Here is a 17,571-nt window from a genome sequence, read left to right on the forward strand (position 1 = left end):
TTCCGCGGAGGAGAACGCGATGAAGAAGATGAAGAAGATGAAGAAGATGAAGAAGACGAAGAAACGGAAGAACAGACCGCTGTTCCGGCTGGCCGCCCTGGTCGCCACCGTGGCCGCCCTGCTCCTGGGCCTCGGCTCCCCGGCGTACGCGTACCCCCAGGCCGCCTTCCCGACGCAGAGCAGCGGCAACAGGGGCACCGACGTCCTGGCGCTGCAGCACCTGCTGACCGGACAGGGCATCTCGGTCTCGCCCGACGGAGTGTTCGGCCCCGCCACGAACACGGCGGTGCGCCAGTTCCAGAGCGTCAAGGGCCTCGGCGTCGACGGCATCGTGGGACCGCAGACCTGGGGCGCGCTCACCCCCACGATCCGCCAGGGCGACACCGGCGGGGCCGTCAGGGCCCTCCAGGCCGCGCTCAACGCCAAGCGCGGCGCCGGGCTCACGGTCAGCGGCACCTTCGACGCCGCCACGACCGCGGCCGTACGCACTTTCCAGGGCCACGCGGGCATCGGCGTGGACGGCATCGTCGGTCCCGTCACCTGGAAGAACCTGCTCTGGCACTACGAGAACACCAGCTTCGGCAGCACGATGTGCGGCCAGAGCCCGGACGGCAACGCGAACGCCCACTGGGGCACCTCCGCCGCCGTCGCCCAACTGGAGGCCGCCGCGGCCTCCTTCGCGGGCACCGGCAACGGCAAGCTGCCGGTCGGCGACAGCGGGTTCGAGCACGGCGGCGACATCCCGGGCCACGCCAGCCACGAGCTGGGGCTCGACTTCGACGTCTGGCCGATCCGCACGGACTCGGCCCAGTGCACCGCCGGGCGTATCACCTGGCAGTCGGCCGCGTACGACCGCGCGGCGACCCGCGACCTGGTCAAGGCCATCCGCGCCTCGGCCCCCGGGCACATCAAGCTGATCTTCTTCAACGATCCGCAGCTGATCTCCGAGGGCCTGGTCACCCAGTACGCCAACCACGACAACCACCTGCACGTGCGCTACTGCGAGGCGGTCCACGGGAGCGCGCTCTACGACTGCTGAGCGCCAAGCAGGTGTCCAGTGGCGGCTGCGAGGATCGGCGCATGAGCGCAGAAGTGACCGACGGCGCACCGCGAGAGCGCGTGGCCCGGCTGGAGCGCCCCGACCGCCACCGGGAGATCGTGGACGTGCACCTGCTGCTCCTCCGGCGCGCCCCCGCGCCGGAGGTGCTGCTCGCCCGCCGGGCGGGCACGGGCTACGCCGACGGCCTGCTGAACATGCCCAGCGGCCATCTGGAGGACGGCGAGGACGTACGGTCCGGGGTGCTGCGCGAGGCCGCCGAGGAGATCGGCCTCGTGCTCGCCCCGGAGCAGGTCGCGGTGGCGCTGGTCATGCAGCACAAGCCGCCGGCGGGCCGGTCGAGGATGGGATGGTTCTTCGCCGCGGAACTGCCGCCCGGCGCCCGGGTGGTGAATGCGGAGCCGGACAAGTGCGCCGAGATCGGCTGGTATCCGCTGGACGCGCTTCCCGACGACCTGGTGGCGTCGTGCCGGGCGGGGCTCGAGGCGTACCGGGCGGGGGAGCGGTTCGTCGTGCACTGGCACGAGGCGGACGACCCCCTGGCATACGACCCGCGGATACCGGACCGGGCCGTGGTGCTGCCGCAGACGGCGGGCCCGCCGTGACGCCGGGCGGGGCCCTCAGAGGTCCTTGATGCAGCGCAGCTCGGTCAGGAACGGCTCGTAGCCGAACCAGCGGTTGATCGCGAGCATCGGCTCGTTGCCGCTGTCGTTGCCCGTGAACGCGTCGGTGTACCCGGCCGCCCGCGCCCGCAGCAGCGACTCGTGCTTGGCGAGCTTCGCCAGCCCCCGGCCGCGGAACGCCCGGCGGCTGCCGGTCATCCCGGACAGATAGCGCGTGCGCCCGTCGGTCTCCGCCAGGCTGAACGCCGCCACCTCGCCGTCGACCAGGGCGGCGATCGTCAGGTCGCGGTCGAGCAGCGGCTCGCGCCAGGTGTGGTCGAGCCAGTGCTCGTACGACATGGCGTCGGCCGGCGTGTCGCTCGGCTCGTCCAGCGCCGCCTCCGCGTCCGCCTCGTACAGCGGCCGGGGATCGTCGAAGTCCGCGAAGGCGCGCAGCTCCACGTCCGCGGCCGGCTCGCGCCGCGGCGGGAGCGCGGCGCGCAGGTCGAGGTGGAGGATCCGGCCGGTGCGCCCCCGGCGGTAGCCGCGCCGCTCGGCGAAGCCGAGGTCGCGCTCCGTGTCGTACACCCAGGTGTAGACGGTGGTCACGCCGCGCGCCGCGAGATGCGCCTCGGCCGCCGCGACCAGCGCGGAACCGGCGCCGCGGCCGGTGTGCCCGGGGTGCACGTACGGCTGTGCGATGCCCTGCCCCGGGGTGCTGCTGTCGTACTGGACGAACGCCTCGCACTCGCCGACGACCTTCCCGCCGACCTCGGCGACCAGCGCCCGCAGCCGCTTCTCCGGCGGCGCGGACGCCACGTTCCAGCGGACCGACTCGGGAGTGGTGACGAGGAACGGCACCGCCGCGCGCTGCACCTCGGCGACGGCGTCGGCGTCTTCGGGGCGGAAGTCGCGTACGAGCACACTCATGGCGCCGCACCGTACGGCGACGGGGGTGCCGCTGTCGTGCGAATTTCGCCCCGCGGACCACAATGAGTCCGTGACCATCCAGATTATCGTCGACCAGCAGGCGCCCGAGGCACCGTACGAGCAGGTGCGCGCCCAGATCTCCGCCCAGGCCCGCGGTGGCGTCCTCCCGGCCGGCACCAAGCTGCCCACCGTCCGGGGCCTCGCCGAGCAGTTGGGCCTCGCCCCGAACACCGTCGCCAAGGCGTACCGCGCGCTGGAGAGCGACGGGGTGATCGAGACCCGCGGCCGGCACGGCAGCTACGTGGCCGCCGCGGGCGACGCCGCGCAGCGCGAGGCGGCCGCGGCGGCACAGGTGTACGCGCAGCGGGCGCAGCGCCTCGGACTCGACCACGGAACCGCGCTGACCGCGGTGGAAGAGGCGCTGCGCGCCGCCTACGCCGGCGCGTAGGACCCCACCGGGCTCGGGACCCGGTCCGGGTCCTCGGGGGTACACGCCGAACCTGGGGCCTCGTCACCCGGGCCGGGCCGTTGTGCTCGCGGGTACGGCGCCGGGCGGACGGTCGGCGCGCAGCGACCCGGCCGACGAGGCCCACCAAGGGCCGAGCCGACGACGTACGCAGACCGCACCCGGAGCCGCCCGCGAACCGACCCGGCCCGGGAGGCCGTCGCGCGGCGCCGAGCGGATACCCCCGTACTCCGCCCGGCGCCGCGCCGCTTCGGTGCTGGGGCTTGGCTTGGTGCTGGTGACAAGCCTGCGGACCCGGGGGAACCGGCCGCAAGCGATCGCGGTGGAAACGGGAAGCTGGAACGGGAATCCGGCCACCGACCAGCGCGGACAGGACTAGGGTGGAACGCGTCGGAACGGGGGCGGGACGTGAAAGACGCGGCGACGGAGAAGTTCGCGGCGCTGTTGCGCGAGTTGAAGCAGCGCTCGGGGCGCAGTTACGGGTCGCTTGCGGCGCGCCTCCACGTGAGTACGTCGACCCTCCACCGCTACTGCAACGGCGACGCGGTCCCATCGAGTTATGCCCCGGCGGAACGCTTCGCACGCCTGTGTGGCGCGACCCCGGAAGAACTGGTGGAACTCCACCGCCGTTGGCACCGCGTCAACGGCACGCGCCGCGGGTCGGCTCCGTCGTGGGCGGCGGGGGAGCCGCCGGCGGGCTCGAGCCGCGGGGGAGCGGAGGGCCGGCCGGCTGGCGCACGGCCGGGTGCGCGGGGCAGTGGAGCCCGCGGTGCGCCTGGGGCGGGCATGAGCGAGGGAGAAGCGGGACGCCGGTCGCGCGGAGCGAGGCCGGGCAGTGGCGCGGCGGCGGGTGGCGGAGTCGGCGACCGGTCCGGCGCGGCAGCGGAGGCGGCACGTGGCGGTGCCACCGGCGAGGTGAACGAGGCGAAGCCCCCGGCGGCGGGTCCCGCCGCGAACGACGCAACCGCAACGGTGCCTTCGCCGCCGGGCGCCGCGCAAGGGCGCGGCTCCGCTGCGGCCGGGGCGGCTTCAGCCGCACGGCCCTCCGCCTCCGGCGGCGCGGACGGACGGGACTCCGGCGCCGGTGAGGCGCCGGACTCGGCCGCGCCGGCCGAGCGGCCCATGGCCTCTGGCGGCATAGCCGCGCGGGGCGCCGACGTACGTGCGGGTTCTGGTGGAGTCCGTGGTGGCGCGGGCTCCGCCGGGGGCGGTGCCGGCGACGTAGCGGACTCCGCGGTGCAGCATTCCGTGGCCGGGGGCACCGGCGTGGCCACCCACGGGCCTTCGGCTGCCGCTCCCCGTGGCGATGCCGCCCGTGCGGGCGGCGCCGGTGACGCGTCGGCTTCCGCGCCCCTCGGCTCTCCCGCCCGCGAGGTCCGCGGCGGCGCAAGCGACTCCGGCTCCGGCGAAATCCGTCGTCTTTCCGGCAAGTTGCGCCCCGGTCGCGACTCCGCCCGTGGCGCCTCCCCGTCCTCGCGCGACGGCCGCGGGCCGCGGTGGGCGCGGCGGTGGCGGCGGGTGGGGGTGCCCGGGGCGGGGGTGGCGGCTGCCGCGCTCGTGGCGTTCGTGGCCGCCTCCAGCGGGTCCACCGGCGAAGGCCGCGCCGACGGCGACACCGGGCCCGCGAGCGGGGTCCTGGCCGACGGGGGCCGCGGTGGCGGGGGTGCACAGGGGGGCGAGAGCGCGGAGAAGGAGCGGTCCGCCGAGCCCTCCGAGCGGCGCAAGCCCGCGCCCGCCGGCGGTGGTGAGGGTGCGGAGGCGGACGCGACCCCCGGTGCCACGCCCCGCAGGGGCGGGGCCGGAACCGCGGGCAAGGACACGCCCGCCGTGCGGACCCCCCTCGCCTGGTCCGTCCGTTCCCACGTCTGGTCGAACGGCTGCGACCACCGCTACCTCATCGACAAGTCGCCCGACGACGTGCCGCCCCCGCCCGTGGCGCAGGACGCCGAGGCGTGGGCCTCCAGCCAGGGCGCCGTCCACGGCGGGACCACGAACATCGAGACCGCCATCGAGCCCCGCGGCGACGAGCCGGTGACCATCAACGCCGTCCACGTGCGCAAGACCTCGACCGGCGCTCCGCTGCCGTGGAGCGCGTTCGCGATGTCCAGCGGCTGCGGCGGCGAGGTCACCCAGGCGGCGTACCGCGTCGATCTCGACAAGCCCCGCCCCGTCCTCAAGCCCCGGCAGGGCGGCGACTCCACGCACACATGGGACCCTCCGGCGCTGCCGTTCCGCGTCACCGACGACGAGCCGCTGTCCCTCCTCATCCACGCCGACACCGAGGACTACGACGTCGGCTGGTATCTGGAGGTCGAGTGGAGCAGCGGTGACGAGTCCGGGGCCGTACGCATCGACGACCAGGGCGCCCCGTTCCGTACCAGCTCCCTCAAGGGCCGCCCGCTGTACGACTACGACACCCTCGAAGGCTCCTGGTACTCCTGGCCGGTCGACGCGCCGGCGGACGAGTCCGCGTCCCCGGCGCCGTAGGGCCGGAGGAACCGGGAGAAGCGGAACGCGATCCACCGTCGAGGGGCGTATTCCAGCCAGATGAAACGGTTCTCCAGGTCAAGACCGCGTTCTGGGCCGGGAATTGGGGATGATTCCCTTGTGGGGGATGCGCATGTGACGCAGGCAGACGATAGGGTTAGCCTGCCCGGGCCGGGAGCCCTCGTAAGGGTGGGGAGTGTCATGGATCAGATAGCAATGCGCGGCAAAGCGCGAGTTCCTGCGATCAACTGCGGGAGCACCGCGTCGCGGGCACGCGTCGACCGGCATCTCGCCGTGCTCGGCGGACCCGCCGCCCCCCAGGGGGACACGGACAGCGCCACCATGCTGATGCGTGAGCTGACCGCGCGCGAGGAGAGGGCCGCGAAGCCGGGTCGTATGGCGCGCGTTTCCCTCTTCGCCCCGCTGCGGAAGCTGCGGCGCACCCTCTTCGGCAACCGCCGGAGCTGACAGACAGCCCGTATCGGGGCGGGCGCGGCGACCCGGCATGCCGCGCCCGCCCGATCGCTGCCCGCGTCCGTTCGCCCCCACCCGAGCGGACCCGGAGCGGCGCGTCTCAGCCCCGTCCCCGCGCGCTGCGCCGCACCGCCAGCGGTACGAAGACGGCCAGCAGCACCACCGACCAGACCAGCGCCGCCGCCACCGGATGCGTCATCGGCCACGCCGGGCCCGGCGCGTCGTCCAGCCCCGGCGGCGCGCTGCCCGTCAGGTCCCGTACGGCGGTGACGTACGCGCTGAGCGGGTTCCACTCCACCACCGCCCGCAGCCACCCCGGCATGCCGTGGGTCGGTACGTAGGCGTTGGAGAGCAACTGCAGCATGAACGTCGTGCTCGCCAACTGCCCCGCTGCCTCCTCGTTGCCCACCGCCATGCCGAGGTGGATCCCGATCCACGCCGAGGTGAACCGCAGCAGGAGCAGCAGCCCCAGCGCCCCCGCCGTCGCCGCCGCGGAGCCGTCGTTCCGCCAGCCCACGGCGTAGCCCACCGCGACCAGCGGCACCAGCCCGGCGGCGAACAGCAGCACGTCCGCCACCGCGTGCCCCAGCGGCACCGCCGCCCGGCTGATCGGCAGCGCCCGGAAGCGCTCCGTCACCCCGCGGCCGGTGTCGACGGCGGCCTGGAGCATGCCGGTGACCAGGCCGCCGGCGGCGGTGGTGGCGAAGAGGCCCGGGACGATGTACGTGCGGTAGTCGGCGTCGCCGGGGAGTGAGACCGAGTTGCCGAAGACGTAGCCGAAGAAGAGCAGCAGCGTCAGCGGCATCACCTGGGTGATGACGAGCAGCGCGGGGTTGCGCCGGGCGCGCTGCAACTGGCGGCCGACGATGGCCATGCCGTCGTACGCGAGGTCGCTCACGCCGCCGCCTCCTTCGCGTGCCGCGCGGTCCCGGAGCCGTCCTTCGCCGTCCCGGCGGCGTCCGCCCCGGTGAGCCGGAGGAACACCTCGTCCAGCGTCGGCCGGCGCAGGGTCGCGTCGACCACCGGCACCCCGGCCGCGTCCAGCTCCCGCACCACGCGCGGCAGCGTCAGCTCCGGGTCGTACGCGGCCGCCCCCACCGCGCGCCGCTCCGCGTCCAGCCGCGGCTCGCCGCCGGTCAGCGGCCCGAGCACCACGGCCGCCGCCGCGAGCGCCGCGTCGTCGGCCACGACCACCTCCGCATACGCGCCCACGCGCTGCTTCAGTTCGTCCGGCGTGCCGGTGACGGCCGCCCGGCCGTGATCGACGACCACCACCGAGTCGGCCAGCCGGTCCGCCTCCTCCAGGTACTGCGTCGTGAGCAGCACCGTCGTGCCCGCCGCCGCCAGCTCCCGTACCGCCGCCCAGATCTGCCCGCGGCTGGCCGGGTCGAGCCCGGTGGTCGGCTCGTCGAGGAAGAGCACCCGCGGCCGGGAGAGCAGGCTCGCGGCCAGGTCGAGCCGCCGCCGCATGCCGCCGGAATACGTGCGGGCCGGCCGGCCGGCGGCCTCGGCGAGGCCGAACCGCTCCAGCAGCTCGTCCGCCCGCTCCCGTCCCGCGGGCCCGCGCAGGCGCAGCAGCCGGGCGAAGAGGCGCAGGTTCTCGCGCCCGGACAGGTCGTCGTCCACGGACGTGGCCTGCCCGGTGACGCCTATGGCCCGGCGCACGGCGGCCGGCTCGGCGGCGACGTCGTACCCGGCGACCCGCGCGGTGCCGCCGTCCGGCGCGACGAGTGTGGTCAGCACGCGTACGGCGGTGGTCTTGCCGGCGCCGTTCGGGCCGAGGAGGCCGCAGACGGTGCCCTCGGGGATGGCGAGGTCGAGGCCGCGGAGGGCGTGGACGTCGCCGTAGCGCTTCTCCAGCGCCTTACTAAGTACAGCGTACGTAGTTGTCATGCGGCCGAGCATAGCCGACTCAGTACGCTGTACGTAAACCGGCACCCGACGGCCCCGAGGAAGGCAGCGATGGCAGCGAGCGGACGAGCCGCCGACGGGACGGCGCGCGGCGCCGCACCCGAGGTGATCTGGACCCGCCCGGAGCGCGCGGGCCGCGGCCCGCGCCCGGCGCACAGCCGCGCCGCGATCGCCGCCGCCGCGGTCCGCATCGCCGATGCGGACGGGCTCGACGCCGTCTCGATGCGCCGCGTCGCCGCCGAGATCGGCAGCGGCACCATGTCGCTCTACAACTACGTGCCGCGCAAGGAGGACCTGCACGAGCTGATGGTCGACGCGGTCAGCGCCGAGTACGACCTGTCGGTGCCCCTCACCGGCGACTGGCGCGCCGACGTGCTGGCGCTGGCGGAGCAGTCGCGGGACCTGATGCGCCGGCACCCCTGGCTGCCGCGGCTCACCTCGACCACCGCGTACGGGTTCACGCCCCACGCGCTGCGCTACCTCGACCGGTTCCTCGCCGCCCTGGCGGGCCTGGACGTGCCGCCGGGCACCAAGATGGAGCTGGTCGCGATGGTCACGGCGTCGGTGACCAGCTACGTCACGTTCGAGATCGCGCTTGCGGAACGGGCCCGCGCGCTGCCGTGGACCGAGGCGGAGGAAGAGGCGGTCCGGGGGGCGTATCTGGCGCGGCAGTTGGCGACGGGCGAGTATCCCCACCTGGCCGCGACCCTGGCCCAGGCGCCGCAACCGGGGGACCACGAGGCGGCGTTCCGGCGGTTGCTGGGACGGGTGCTGGACGGCTTCGAGCCCTCCGGCGGGCCGGAGTGACGGGGTCCTGCCAGGGCGGCCGACGCTGCCCGGCGCCCTCTTGAAAGGCGTCCCCGCCTTGAGATGACGTTCCGCTGCCTTGTGCCTCCCCGGGCGGTCCGCGGGCCGCTGGAGCCGGGCAGCAGTCCCTGCGCGTCGTCCGCGCCGACCGGGCGCACGGCCCAGGGCGCGTATCGGCTCGGCCGAAGGCCGTTCGCGGGGCAGTCCGCTCACGGGACGTCGTCGACGGGACCGGTAGGGAGCCTGTGGCGGTGGAACGCCGCGCGAGCGACCAGCCGCACGCCCGCCGCGTGCTCAGATCAGGGCGAACTGCCCCTCCGGGCCCTCCTCGTGGTGGTCCAGCACCGACGCGGGGCGGCGGGCCGAGGCCGGGGCGGGAAGGATGCCCGCCTCGTGCAGTTCGGCCGCGGTGATCTCCGCGGTGATCTCCCCGGTGTACGAGCCGTCCGTGCCCCGCGCCTCGTCCGCGCCCGGGTCCGCCGCCTCCGCGAGCAGCGCCAGCACGGTGATCAGCTCCAGCAGCTCCGACGTCCACTCCTGCGGCCACGCCGCCGGCCGTATCGCCGCCAGGGTCCCGGGCTCGGCGGGCTCCAGGCGTGCGGCGAGCCACTGCTCCAGCACGGGGACGCCGCCCGCCGTGAACTCCCACGCGCCGCGCGGCACCGGCGAGATGCGGCCCTCGCCGAGGAGCAGCGCCTCCTCCTCCGGGTCGTACGACACCTCCGCGGGCCTCGCCGGCAGCGCCGCCCGCACGTACGGCCGCCGGCCGCCCGGGAGCCGGGGCCTTCCGCCGCCGCGGGCGCCGCGGAGCTGCACCTCCAGCAGCCGCCGCCCGCGCTCCACGCCGGCCCGCCACACCTCCGGGTCCGCGGTCAGCGGCACCGCGCACCCGCGCGGGGTGGCCTGCCCGGCGGCCAGCACCCAGGCGAACACGTCCTCGGCACCGACCTTGCCGCCCAGCCGCCTGCCCAGCCAGCGCAGCAGCCGCGGCGGGAGATTGGGCTCCCGGCCGCGGGGGCGCCGGTAGAGCGGCCGGATCCGGCCCGGCCGCCCGGCGGGCGACCGGCCGTCCGGCAGCAGTGCGGACGCGACCACGGCGAGCCCGCGGGACCCGCCGGGCCCCGGCGTGACGTACCCCGCCTCGACGGCGAACAACTGCCGGTCGTCCGCGACGCGCCACAACTCGGGCCGGGCGGCGTCGAGCAGCCGGTTGTCCGGGATCAGCCACTGCCGGTCGTACGCCCCGTGCAGCACCCGCACCGGCTCGGGACACGGCCCCGCCTCCCGCGCCAGCCGCCCGGTCCCGGCGGCCCGGCCGGGCAACTGCGCCACGGCACTGTGCGTCGTCCGTGCCCGCGTCGCCCGGAAGAGTGCGTCCCGCTCGTCGCCTTCGGCCCGTACGAGTGCATCCCACCGCCGCCGCAGCGAGGCGGCGTCGGGCGCCATGACCCACCCCCGCCCGAGCCGCAGCGGGGCGACGCCCCAGGGCATGAGATCGGCGAGCAGCGGGGCGGAGTCACCTTCGGCGGGCTCGCGGGAAGGGGCGGGCGACGCGCCGCCTTCCACAGACGCCCGCGGCCTGACGACGGACCCCCGCGCCGCCGGGGCCGCGTCCGCCGCGGACTCCCCGTGCACGGCCCGCTCCTCCGCCGGCGGCTCCTCCGCGGACGCGGCGGGCTCCGCCACGGCGGGACCGCCGTCCGCCGAACCACCCATCCCGCGACCTCCCCTCGACTCCGAGCCCCCGCAGGGCGCTTCGCATCCTACGATCCCGGTGCGACACCCCGGACGCCGTCACCGTCCCGCCGCTCGCGGCCGGCCGACGACTGGTGGCTCGCGGGCCGTTGCGGAGCTACGGCGCCTCCAGGGTCACGCTGAACGAGAACCGGTCGCCCCGGTAGCGGATCCTGGCCACGTCCACCACCCTGCCGGCGTCGTCGTACGAGACGCCCGTGTAGTGCAGGATCGGGCTCAGCAGCGGGACGCCGAGCAGTTCGACCGTCTCCGGTTCCGCCAGTGTGGCGGTGACCGTGTCCGTGATGCGGGCGATGCGGATGCCGGCGCGGTCGCGGAGGACCTTCGTCATCGGCCAGCGCTCCAGGTCCGCCGGGTCGATGCGGGCCGCCGCCTCCGGGTGGACGGTGTTGTCGGCCCAGTTGGTGGCCTCGCCGGTGGCGCCGTCGTGGCGCAGCCGGCGGTACGTCATGGCCTCGGCGAGGTCCGGGAAGTACCCGGCGAGGTCCGCGGGGACCGGGGCGGGGCCGTGGGCCAGGAGGGTCGTGCGGTCGCCGGACTGCTGGGCGACGATCGCGTCGACCGAGCCCAGCAGCCGGACGGGGGCGGTGTGCCGGGCGGTGGCCTCGATGAACGTGCCGTGCCGCCGGTGCCGCGTGATCAGGCCCTCCTCCTCCAGCTCCTTGAGGGCCTGGCGGAGCGTGAGCACGCTGACGCCGTAGTGCCCGGCGAGCTGTTCCTCCGTCGGCAGCCGCAGCGGCGCGTCCGGGGGGCGGCCGAGGATGGAGGCGCGCAGGGACTGCGACACCTGGTACCACAGCGGCAGCTTGCGGTTGAGCTGGAGGGAGTCGGGGGCGAAGAGACCGGTCATGGCCTGCCGTGTCCTCTGGGGGAACCCCCCAGACCCCCTGCTTGCCGCAGCAGCCCCCGCCACACGTCGTCGTAGCCCTGCTGGAGGTGCTCGGCGTCCCGCGCCTGCGGCGTGAGCGTGACCGGCCAGCGGGTCTCGAACATGAACGCCAGCCCGTCGTCGATCTTCTGCGGCTTCAGCTCGGCGGCCGAGGCCCGGTCGAAGGTCTCCTGGTCGGGCCCGTGCGCGGACATCATGTTGTGCAGCGAGCCGCCGCCGGGCACGAAACCTCCCGGCCCGGCTGTCTTCGCGTCGTACGCGCCCTCGACGAGGCCCATGTACTCGCTCATCACGTTCCGGTGGAAGTACGGCGGGCGGAAGGTGTCCTCCCCGACGAGCCAGCGCGGCGCGAAGACGACGAAGTCGACCCCCGCGAGCCCCGGGGTGTCGGAGGGCGAGGTGAGGACGGTGAAGATGGACGGGTCGGGGTGGTCGTAGCTGATGGTGCCGATGACGTTGAAGCGGTGCAGATCGTAGACGTACGGGACGTGGTTGCCGTGCCAGGCGACGACGTCGAGCGGGGAGTGGTCGTACGTGGCCCCCCACAGGTTGCCGCAGAACTTGCTGACGACCTCGACCGGGCCCTCCGTCTCCTCGTACGCCGCGACGGGCGCGAGGAAGTCGCGGGGGTTGGCCAGGCCGTTGGCGCCGATGGGGCCGAGTTCGGGGAGGACGAAGGGGCTGCCGTAGTTCTCGCAGACGTAGCCGCGCACGGTGGCGCCCGCGGTCAGCGGCTCGACGCGGAAGCGGACGCCGCGGGGCACGAGGGCGACGTGTCCCGGCTCGGCGTGCAGCAGGCCGAGTTCGGTGCGCAGCAGCAGCCCGCCGCGCTCGGGGACGACGAGGAGTTCGCCGTCGGCGTCGGAGAAGACGCGGTCCATGGGGGCGTTGGCTGCGTAGAGGTGAATCGCCATGCCGGTGCGCTGGGCGGCGTCGCCGTTGCCGCCGAGGGTCCAGAGGCCGGCCAGGAAGTCGGTGCCTGGCGGGGGTTCGGGCAGCGGGTTCCAGCGGAGCCGGTTGGGGTCGGGGACCGCCTCGGTGAACGGGGCGGTGCGCAGGGCGCCGTTGTCCGCGCGGACGAAGCGGGGGTGGGCGGCGGAGGGGCGGATGCGGTAGAGCCAGGAGCGCCGGTTGCGGGCGCGGGGCTCGGTGAACGCGGAGCCGGACAACTGCTCGGCGTAGAGCCCGAGGGGGGCGCGCTGGGGGGAGTTGCGCCCGGTGGGCAGGGCGCCGGGGATCGCCTCGCTGCTGTGCTGGTTGCCGAAGCCGGAGAGGTACGTCAGCCCCTCGGCGGTCTTGCGCGCCCGCTCGGCGCGCTCCTGCTCTGCGCTGCTGGTCATGGGGTACCGCCCGTCTTCCCGTCACCATTCCTATGGGGAACCATAGGAATGGTCTCAGGTGCACGCGGGCGGCGCCACCCGGCGCGCGTGACCCACCGCACGCCCGGACGGCCTGGGCGCCGAAAACTACCGGCGCTAGTTTGGTGGCGTAGGCACACCGCCGACCCACCGGGAGACGTACCGATGCAGGCTCACGACGGCATGTTCATCGACGGCCGCTGGCAGCCCGCCGCCGGCGACGGTGTCATCGAGGTCGTCGACCCCGCCGACGAGCAGGTCATCGCCACCGTGCCGGCCGGCACCGCGGCCGACGTGGACGCCGCCGTCGCCGCCGCCCGCGCCGCGTTCCCCCGCTGGGCGGCGACGCCGCCCGCCGACCGGGCCGCGCGCGTCGGGGCGCTCGGCGACGTGCTGGCCGCCCGGGCGGAGGACATCGCCGCGACGGTCACCGCGGAGCTGGGCGCGCCGCTGACGTTCAGCCGGAAGGTGCACGCCGCGGTGCCGGTCGCCGTCTCCGCCTCGTACGCGCGGATCGGCGCCTCGTACCCGTACGAGGAGAAGGCCGGGACCGCCACCGTCCTGCACGAGCCCGTGGGCGTCGTCGGCGCGATCACGCCGTGGAACTACCCGCTGCACCAGATCGTCGCCAAGGCCGCCCCCGCGCTCGCAGCCGGCTGCACCGTGGTCCTCAAGCCCGCGGAGAACACCCCGCTGGTCGCCCGGATCTTCGCCGAGGCCGTCGCCGCGGCCGGCTTCCCGCCCGGCGTCCTCAACGTCGTCACCGGGTACGGCGCCGAGGCCGGCCGGGCGCTGGTGGAGCACCCCGGCACCGACTTCCTGTCGTTCACCGGATCCACCGCCGTCGGGCGGACCGTCGCCGCGGCGGCGGGCGCGGCCGTCAAGCCCGTGGCGCTGGAGCTGGGCGGCAAGTCCGCGAACGTCATCCTGCCGGGCGCCGACCTCGCCAGGGCCGTCAGCGCCGGTGTCGCCAACGTCATGGCCAACTCCGGCCAGACCTGCACCGCCTGGACCCGGATGCTCGTCCACAGGGACGCGTACGACGAGGCGCTCACCCTCGCCACCACCGCCCTGACCAAGTACGCGCCCGGCGACCCCCGCGACCCCGCCACCCGCCTCGGGCCCGTCGTCAGCTCCGTACAGCGCGAGCGCGTCCGCGGCTACATCGAGCGCGGCACCGCAGAAGGCGCCGTGCTCCTCGCCGGCGGGCCCGGGGCGCCCGAGGGGCGCGAGCGCGGCTACTACGTCCGGCCCACCGTCTTCGCCGACGTCACCCCCGGCATGACCATCGCGCAGGAGGAGATCTTCGGTCCGGTGCTGGCGATCATGCCGTACGAGGACGAGGACGACGCCCTGCGCATCGCCAACGGCACGGTCTACGGCCTGGCCGGCGCCGTGTGGGCGGCCAGTGATGCGGAAGCGGCGGCGTTCGCGCGGCGGATGGAGACCGGGACGGTGGTCGTCAACGGCGGGAAGTTCGACCCGCTGGCGCCGTTCGGCGGCCACAAGCAGTCGGGTATCGGCCGCGAGCTGGGGGTGGCGGGGCTCGCGGAGTTCCTGCACACCAAGTCGCTGCAGTTCTGACGTACGCACCCCGCCGCCACCCGGAGATACGGAGCCCCCGATGACCCGCGCCGCCGTCCTGCCCGCGATCGGCTCCCCGCTCGAACTCGCCGACATCGACCTCCCCGCCCCGGGCGCCGGACACGTGCGCGTCCGGCTCGCCGCCGCCGGCGTCTGCCACTCCGACCTCTCCCTCGCCAACGGCACGCTGCGCCAGCCCGTACCCGCGGTGCTCGGCCACGAGGGCGCCGGCACCGTCGTCGCGGTCGGCGAGGGCGTCACCGGCGTGGCCGTGGGCGACGAGGTGGTGCTCAACTGGGCACCGTCCTGCGGCGCGTGCCACTACTGCGGGCTCGGCGAGCCGTGGCTCTGCGCCGCCGCGGGCGCCGCCGCGGCCGAGCCGTACGCCACCCGCGACGGCGCCGGCCTCTACCCGGGCCTGGGCACCGCCGCCTTCGCCGAGGAGACCGTCGTGCCCGCCCGCGCCGTACTGCCCCTGCCCGCCGGGGTACCGCTGGCCGACGCCGCGCTCCTCGGCTGCGCCGTCCTCACCGGCTGGGGCGCCGTGCACCACGCTGCCGCGGTACGGGCCGGGGAGTCGGTCGCCGTCTTCGGCGCCGGCGGCGTGGGGCTCGCCGTGCTCCAGGCCGCCCGGATCGCGGGCGCCGGGCCGCTCGTCGCGGTGGACGTGTCGCCGGCGAAGGAGGAACTGGCGCGCGCCGCCGGGGCCACCGACTTCGTCCTCGCCGCGCCGGGCGGGGAGCGCGACACCGCGAAGCGGATCCGTACGCTGACCGCCGGGATCGGCGCCGACGTGGCGATCGAGTGCGCCGGCCGGGCGGAGTCGATACGCACCGCCTGGTCCAGCACGCGGCGCGGCGGGCGGACGACGGTCGTCGGCATCGGCGGCCAGGAGGAGCGGGTGTCGTTCTCGGCGCTGGAGCTCTTCTACTTCGGCCGCACGCTTTCCGGTTGCGTCTACGGCAACAGCGACCCGGCCCGCGACCTGCCGGCCATCGCCGCGCACGTACGCACCGGGGAACTGGACCTGGGCGGGCTCGTCACCGCCCGCATCGGGCTCGACGGCATCCCGGCGGCGTTCGACGCGATGCTGGCGGGTCGCGGGGGCCGGGCGCTCGTGCTGTTCTGAGCGCCCGCCGCCGTCCGCCCTCCGCGGTCAGCCGGATGACGTGACGGCCGTGCCGGCGCGCGGAAAGGAGGCGGCGCCCTGACGGCCGGTCCGCGGTGTCCTCACTTCCCGGACGGGGGAAGCGGCGGCCGGTGAACGGGCGGCACGCAGAACCACCCTTCCCGGCACCCGGTCCTGCGGGGCTTAGCCGCGCTCCTGGACGGGGACGGCGTATACCAGCAGGCTCCGCTGATAGCCGCCGCGCGCGGGATCGTAAGGGGGCGCGCAGGTGACCAGGGTCAGGACCGGCCGCCCGTGGCGCCGGAACACCTCGACGGGGAGCCTGTCCTTGTCGACCACTTCGCGGGCCGCCACCTCGTACTGCACGGGAGGCGCGTCCTCGCGGGCGACGGTGACCTCGTCGCCCTTCCTGACCTCGTACAGCTTGGCGAAAGCGCCCAGGTCGCCGGTGCGGTCGTCCACATGGCCGACGAGGACGGCGGACCCGGCGGAGGCACCCGGCGCGGGGCCGTAGCGGTACCAGCCGGACTGTCCCGTGTTGGCGGGGACCTCCACCGTGCCGTCGTCCTCGACGCCGACGTCCCTCACCCGGGTGTGCAGCGAGACCTCTGGTACGCGCAGCGCCGTCGGCTCGGGTACAGGGCCGGCCCCGTCCTCCGCCGTGCCGGGTCCCCTTTCCCAGGCCGCCGACGAGGGGACGGCCGCGGGCTCCCGGGGCCCCGGCCGGTCGCCGAAGTCCGGCGGCACCGGGGCACCGGTCGGCCACAGGGACCAGACCGGCAGCGCCGACAGGACGGCGGCGGCCACCGCGGCGGCCCCGACGGCCGCCGCGGAGAGGCGCGCGCCCGCGGTGGAGGAACGCATGCCCGTCTGTCAGTTGCTCCTGCTGCGCCGGCGGCGGGAGGCCAGGAGACCGGCAACCGCGACGGCACCCGTGGTCCCCGAGGCGAACCAGACGGCGGCGGATTCGTTGTCGCCGGCCATCGCGCCGCTCTCACCGGCGCTCGCACCACGCGGTGCGGAATCCACGCCGCTGATCGTCTGCGTCTTCAGTGCCAGGTTGTCGTCCTCGGCGCTGCCCCAGGCGTAGACGATGGTGTTGGTGCCCTCGGCGAGGTTGAGGTCGGCGGGGCCGATGGCCACGGTGTCCGTCCCGGCCAGGACGACATCGGCGCTCACCGTGCCGGCGGGCACCTTGAGCGACTTCTCGTTGGGGTTGGTCAGGCCCTCGATGACCGGCTTGCCGTCCGCGCGGACGTCCACGGCGGGTGCTGCAGCCACATGGCGGACGGTCAGCCGCGACTCGCCGGCCGGGACCTTGGAGGTGTCGTTGACGAACGCGGTGAGCGTGGGGTCGCCCTGCGCGTTGAGGTGGGCCGCGATCGTGGCGTTCGCCCCGGCCGGGACCTCGATGCTCTTCTGGATGGCGGGTTCGCCGTCGGGGCCCTCCCCGTCGGGGAAGACCTCGATGTCGTAGGTGCCGGGAGCCAGCGGCTGCGGCTCGGTCAGGGTGCCGGGCTTGAAGTCGGGGACCAATTCGTCCCCGTTGGCGAACACGTCGACGGTGAGGCCCGGAACACCGTGGAAGACGGACACCTCGGTGTCTTTCTGCGCCGTGCCCTCTGCGGAGGCGGGGACGGCCACGGCCAGGGACAATATGCAGGCACCGGCGGCGGCAGCGGCGGTCTTCCTGCTGCGCGAGTTCTTCATATGTAGTCCATTCGTGTGGGGGGTGGACCCATGCGGGCCCGGCTTTCGGATGGATGCCCAACGCGAGGAGTTCTCGGCCGGACCAGCCGCCCGCCGGCCGTCGCGGAATGCCGGGTCGACCACGTGTGGTGTCGGTTGACGGCGGGTGGTCGGGCGGCCCTATCCAGCACTGTGCCTTGTGGCACCTTTTCCTAGTATGTAATGGAGTGTGGTAGTTCGCCACTTATATCCCTTGCGGGCCCCGAACGCCTTCTACCAGGCCAGGAGTAGAGGGCGGCCAGTCGTTCCCCATCGTGGCGGCCACACCGCCGAGCCGGACTTCGTCCGCCACCTCCTCGGCGGCGTCCGCTGGTCGGCGGGCGCGAGAGAGGCCGACTGCGGCTGAACCCCGCCCACCCCACAGCGCGCTGCG

15 protein-coding genes and 3 pseudogenes are annotated in these 17,571 nt (G+C 75.0%); 10 read left to right on the top strand and 8 right to left on the bottom strand.

The genetic code is table 11. The features are described from left to right. Positions 1–19: 19 nt before the first annotated feature. Together FB457_RS22705 and FB457_RS22710 are read left to right on the top strand one after the other, a co-directional pair. Positions 20–1,039, top strand: a complete 1,020-nt coding sequence (locus FB457_RS22705; protein ID WP_486589106.1) for a peptidoglycan-binding domain-containing protein — start codon at positions 20–22, stop codon at positions 1,037–1,039. 32 nt (positions 1,040–1,071) lie between these two features. After that, positions 1,072–1,662: pseudogene (locus FB457_RS22710) on the top strand (NUDIX hydrolase); the annotation flags it as partial. 15 nt (positions 1,663–1,677) lie between these two features. Here FB457_RS22710 and FB457_RS22715 read toward each other — a convergent pair. After that, entirely contained in the window at positions 1,678–2,589 is a 912-nt protein-coding gene (locus FB457_RS22715) for a GNAT family N-acetyltransferase (RefSeq protein WP_047014956.1), read from the bottom strand. A 70-nt stretch (positions 2,590–2,659) separates the two neighbouring features. On the opposite strand from FB457_RS22715, the gene FB457_RS22720 reads away from it, so the two are divergent. The 4 genes and pseudogenes from FB457_RS22720 (at position 2,660) to FB457_RS22730 (ending at position 6,010) form a co-directional block, all read left to right on the top strand. Then, positions 2,660–3,037: a GntR family transcriptional regulator gene (locus FB457_RS22720; RefSeq protein WP_047014955.1), complete on the top strand. Its 378-nt coding sequence runs from the start codon at positions 2,660–2,662 to the stop codon at positions 3,035–3,037. A gap of 426 nt (positions 3,038–3,463) precedes the next feature. Beyond that, a pseudogene (locus FB457_RS36345) lies at positions 3,464–3,616 on the top strand (helix-turn-helix domain-containing protein); the annotation flags it as partial. A 957-nt stretch (positions 3,617–4,573) separates the two neighbouring features. Beyond that, complete coding sequence (locus tag FB457_RS36350) at positions 4,574–5,542, top strand: hypothetical protein (protein ID WP_253911676.1); 969 nt, start codon at positions 4,574–4,576, stop codon at positions 5,540–5,542. Between the two features lie 201 nt (positions 5,543–5,743). Further along, positions 5,744–6,010, top strand: coding sequence for a hypothetical protein (locus FB457_RS22730; protein WP_078898157.1), 267 nt, complete (start codon positions 5,744–5,746; stop codon positions 6,008–6,010). A 106-nt stretch (positions 6,011–6,116) separates the two neighbouring features. Here FB457_RS22730 and FB457_RS22735 read toward each other — a convergent pair whose 3' ends face one another. Next, entirely contained in the window at positions 6,117–6,914 is a 798-nt protein-coding gene (locus tag FB457_RS22735; protein WP_145783035.1) for an ABC transporter permease, read from the bottom strand. Then, positions 6,911–7,909 carry an ATP-binding cassette domain-containing protein gene (locus tag FB457_RS22740; protein WP_486589107.1) on the bottom strand — a complete coding sequence of 333 codons (999 nt, stop codon included), beginning with the start codon at positions 7,907–7,909 and terminating at the stop codon, positions 6,911–6,913. Before FB457_RS22740 ends, FB457_RS22735 begins: the two co-directional genes overlap by 4 nt. Positions 7,910–7,978: 69 nt before the next feature. Here FB457_RS22740 and FB457_RS22745 point away from each other — a divergent pair, with 69 nt between their 5' ends. After that, positions 7,979–8,734 (top strand): TetR/AcrR family transcriptional regulator C-terminal domain-containing protein, encoded by a 756-nt coding sequence (locus FB457_RS22745; protein WP_047014950.1) that lies wholly within the window; start codon positions 7,979–7,981, stop codon positions 8,732–8,734. A 294-nt stretch (positions 8,735–9,028) separates the two neighbouring features. Here the strand turns inward: FB457_RS22745 and FB457_RS22750 are convergent, their stop codons facing one another. The 3 genes from FB457_RS22750 to hmgA all read right to left on the bottom strand — a co-directional run bounded on the left by FB457_RS22750 (position 9,029) and on the right by hmgA (position 12,718). Further along, a complete protein-coding gene (locus FB457_RS22750) occupies positions 9,029–10,450 on the bottom strand; it encodes a type ISP restriction/modification enzyme (protein ID WP_145783039.1) in 1,422 nt (473 codons plus the stop codon). A 136-nt stretch (positions 10,451–10,586) separates the two neighbouring features. Further along, entirely contained in the window at positions 10,587–11,339 is a 753-nt protein-coding gene (locus FB457_RS22755; RefSeq protein WP_047014948.1) for a GntR family transcriptional regulator, read from the bottom strand. Then, the gene (gene hmgA / locus FB457_RS22760; RefSeq protein WP_145783041.1) at positions 11,336–12,718 is read right to left on the bottom strand and encodes a homogentisate 1,2-dioxygenase; all 1,383 of its coding nucleotides are present in this window, start codon (positions 12,716–12,718) and stop codon (positions 11,336–11,338) included. Before hmgA ends, FB457_RS22755 begins: the two co-directional genes overlap by 4 nt. 183 nt (positions 12,719–12,901) lie before the next feature. On the opposite strand from hmgA, the gene FB457_RS22765 reads away from it, so the two are divergent. Together FB457_RS22765 and FB457_RS22770 are read left to right on the top strand one after the other, a co-directional pair. Then, positions 12,902–14,320 carry an aldehyde dehydrogenase family protein gene (locus FB457_RS22765; protein ID WP_047014946.1) on the top strand — a complete coding sequence of 473 codons (1,419 nt, stop codon included), beginning with the start codon at positions 12,902–12,904 and terminating at the stop codon, positions 14,318–14,320. 40 nt (positions 14,321–14,360) lie between these two features. Then, positions 14,361–15,449 carry a Zn-dependent alcohol dehydrogenase gene (locus FB457_RS22770; protein WP_047014945.1) on the top strand — a complete coding sequence of 363 codons (1,089 nt, stop codon included), beginning with the start codon at positions 14,361–14,363 and terminating at the stop codon, positions 15,447–15,449. Between the two features lie 183 nt (positions 15,450–15,632). Here the strand turns inward: FB457_RS22770 and FB457_RS22775 are convergent, their stop codons facing one another. Then, complete coding sequence (locus FB457_RS22775) at positions 15,633–16,313, bottom strand: class F sortase (RefSeq protein ID WP_047014944.1); 681 nt, start codon at positions 16,311–16,313, stop codon at positions 15,633–15,635. Between the two features lie 9 nt (positions 16,314–16,322). Continuing rightward, a complete protein-coding gene (locus FB457_RS22780; protein WP_047014943.1) occupies positions 16,323–17,159 on the bottom strand; it encodes a DUF4397 domain-containing protein in 837 nt (278 codons plus the stop codon). 295 nt (positions 17,160–17,454) lie between these two features. Between FB457_RS22780 and FB457_RS36355 the strand changes: the two are divergent. After that, positions 17,455–17,538, top strand: a pseudogene (locus FB457_RS36355) (ThuA domain-containing protein); the annotation flags it as partial. Positions 17,539–17,571: the final 33 nt, after the last annotated feature.

It is taken from the genome of Streptomyces sp. CNZ287 (assembly GCF_007827615.1).

Coding starts and splice junctions, on each gene's coding strand:
- FB457_RS22705 (WP_486589106.1), top strand. CDS start 20: ATGAAGAAGATGAAGAAGATGAAGAAGATGAAGAAGACGAAGAAACGG.
- FB457_RS22715 (WP_047014956.1), bottom strand. CDS start 2,589: ATGAGTGTGCTCGTACGCGACTTCCGCCCCGAAGACGCCGACGCCGTC.
- FB457_RS22730 (WP_078898157.1), top strand. CDS start 5,744: ATGGATCAGATAGCAATGCGCGGCAAAGCGCGAGTTCCTGCGATCAAC.
- FB457_RS22740 (WP_486589107.1), bottom strand. CDS start 7,909: ATGACAACTACGTACGCTGTACTTAGTAAGGCGCTGGAGAAGCGCTAC.
- FB457_RS22745 (WP_047014950.1), top strand. CDS start 7,979: ATGGCAGCGAGCGGACGAGCCGCCGACGGGACGGCGCGCGGCGCCGCA.
- FB457_RS22750 (WP_145783039.1), bottom strand. CDS start 10,450: ATGGGTGGTTCGGCGGACGGCGGTCCCGCCGTGGCGGAGCCCGCCGCG.
- FB457_RS22755 (WP_047014948.1), bottom strand. CDS start 11,339: ATGACCGGTCTCTTCGCCCCCGACTCCCTCCAGCTCAACCGCAAGCTG.
- hmgA (WP_145783041.1), bottom strand. CDS start 12,718: ATGACCAGCAGCGCAGAGCAGGAGCGCGCCGAGCGGGCGCGCAAGACC.
- FB457_RS22765 (WP_047014946.1), top strand. CDS start 12,902: ATGCAGGCTCACGACGGCATGTTCATCGACGGCCGCTGGCAGCCCGCC.
- FB457_RS22770 (WP_047014945.1), top strand. CDS start 14,361: ATGACCCGCGCCGCCGTCCTGCCCGCGATCGGCTCCCCGCTCGAACTC.
- FB457_RS22775 (WP_047014944.1), bottom strand. CDS start 16,313: ATGCGTTCCTCCACCGCGGGCGCGCGCCTCTCCGCGGCGGCCGTCGGG.
- FB457_RS22780 (WP_047014943.1), bottom strand. CDS start 17,159: ATGAAGAACTCGCGCAGCAGGAAGACCGCCGCTGCCGCCGCCGGTGCC.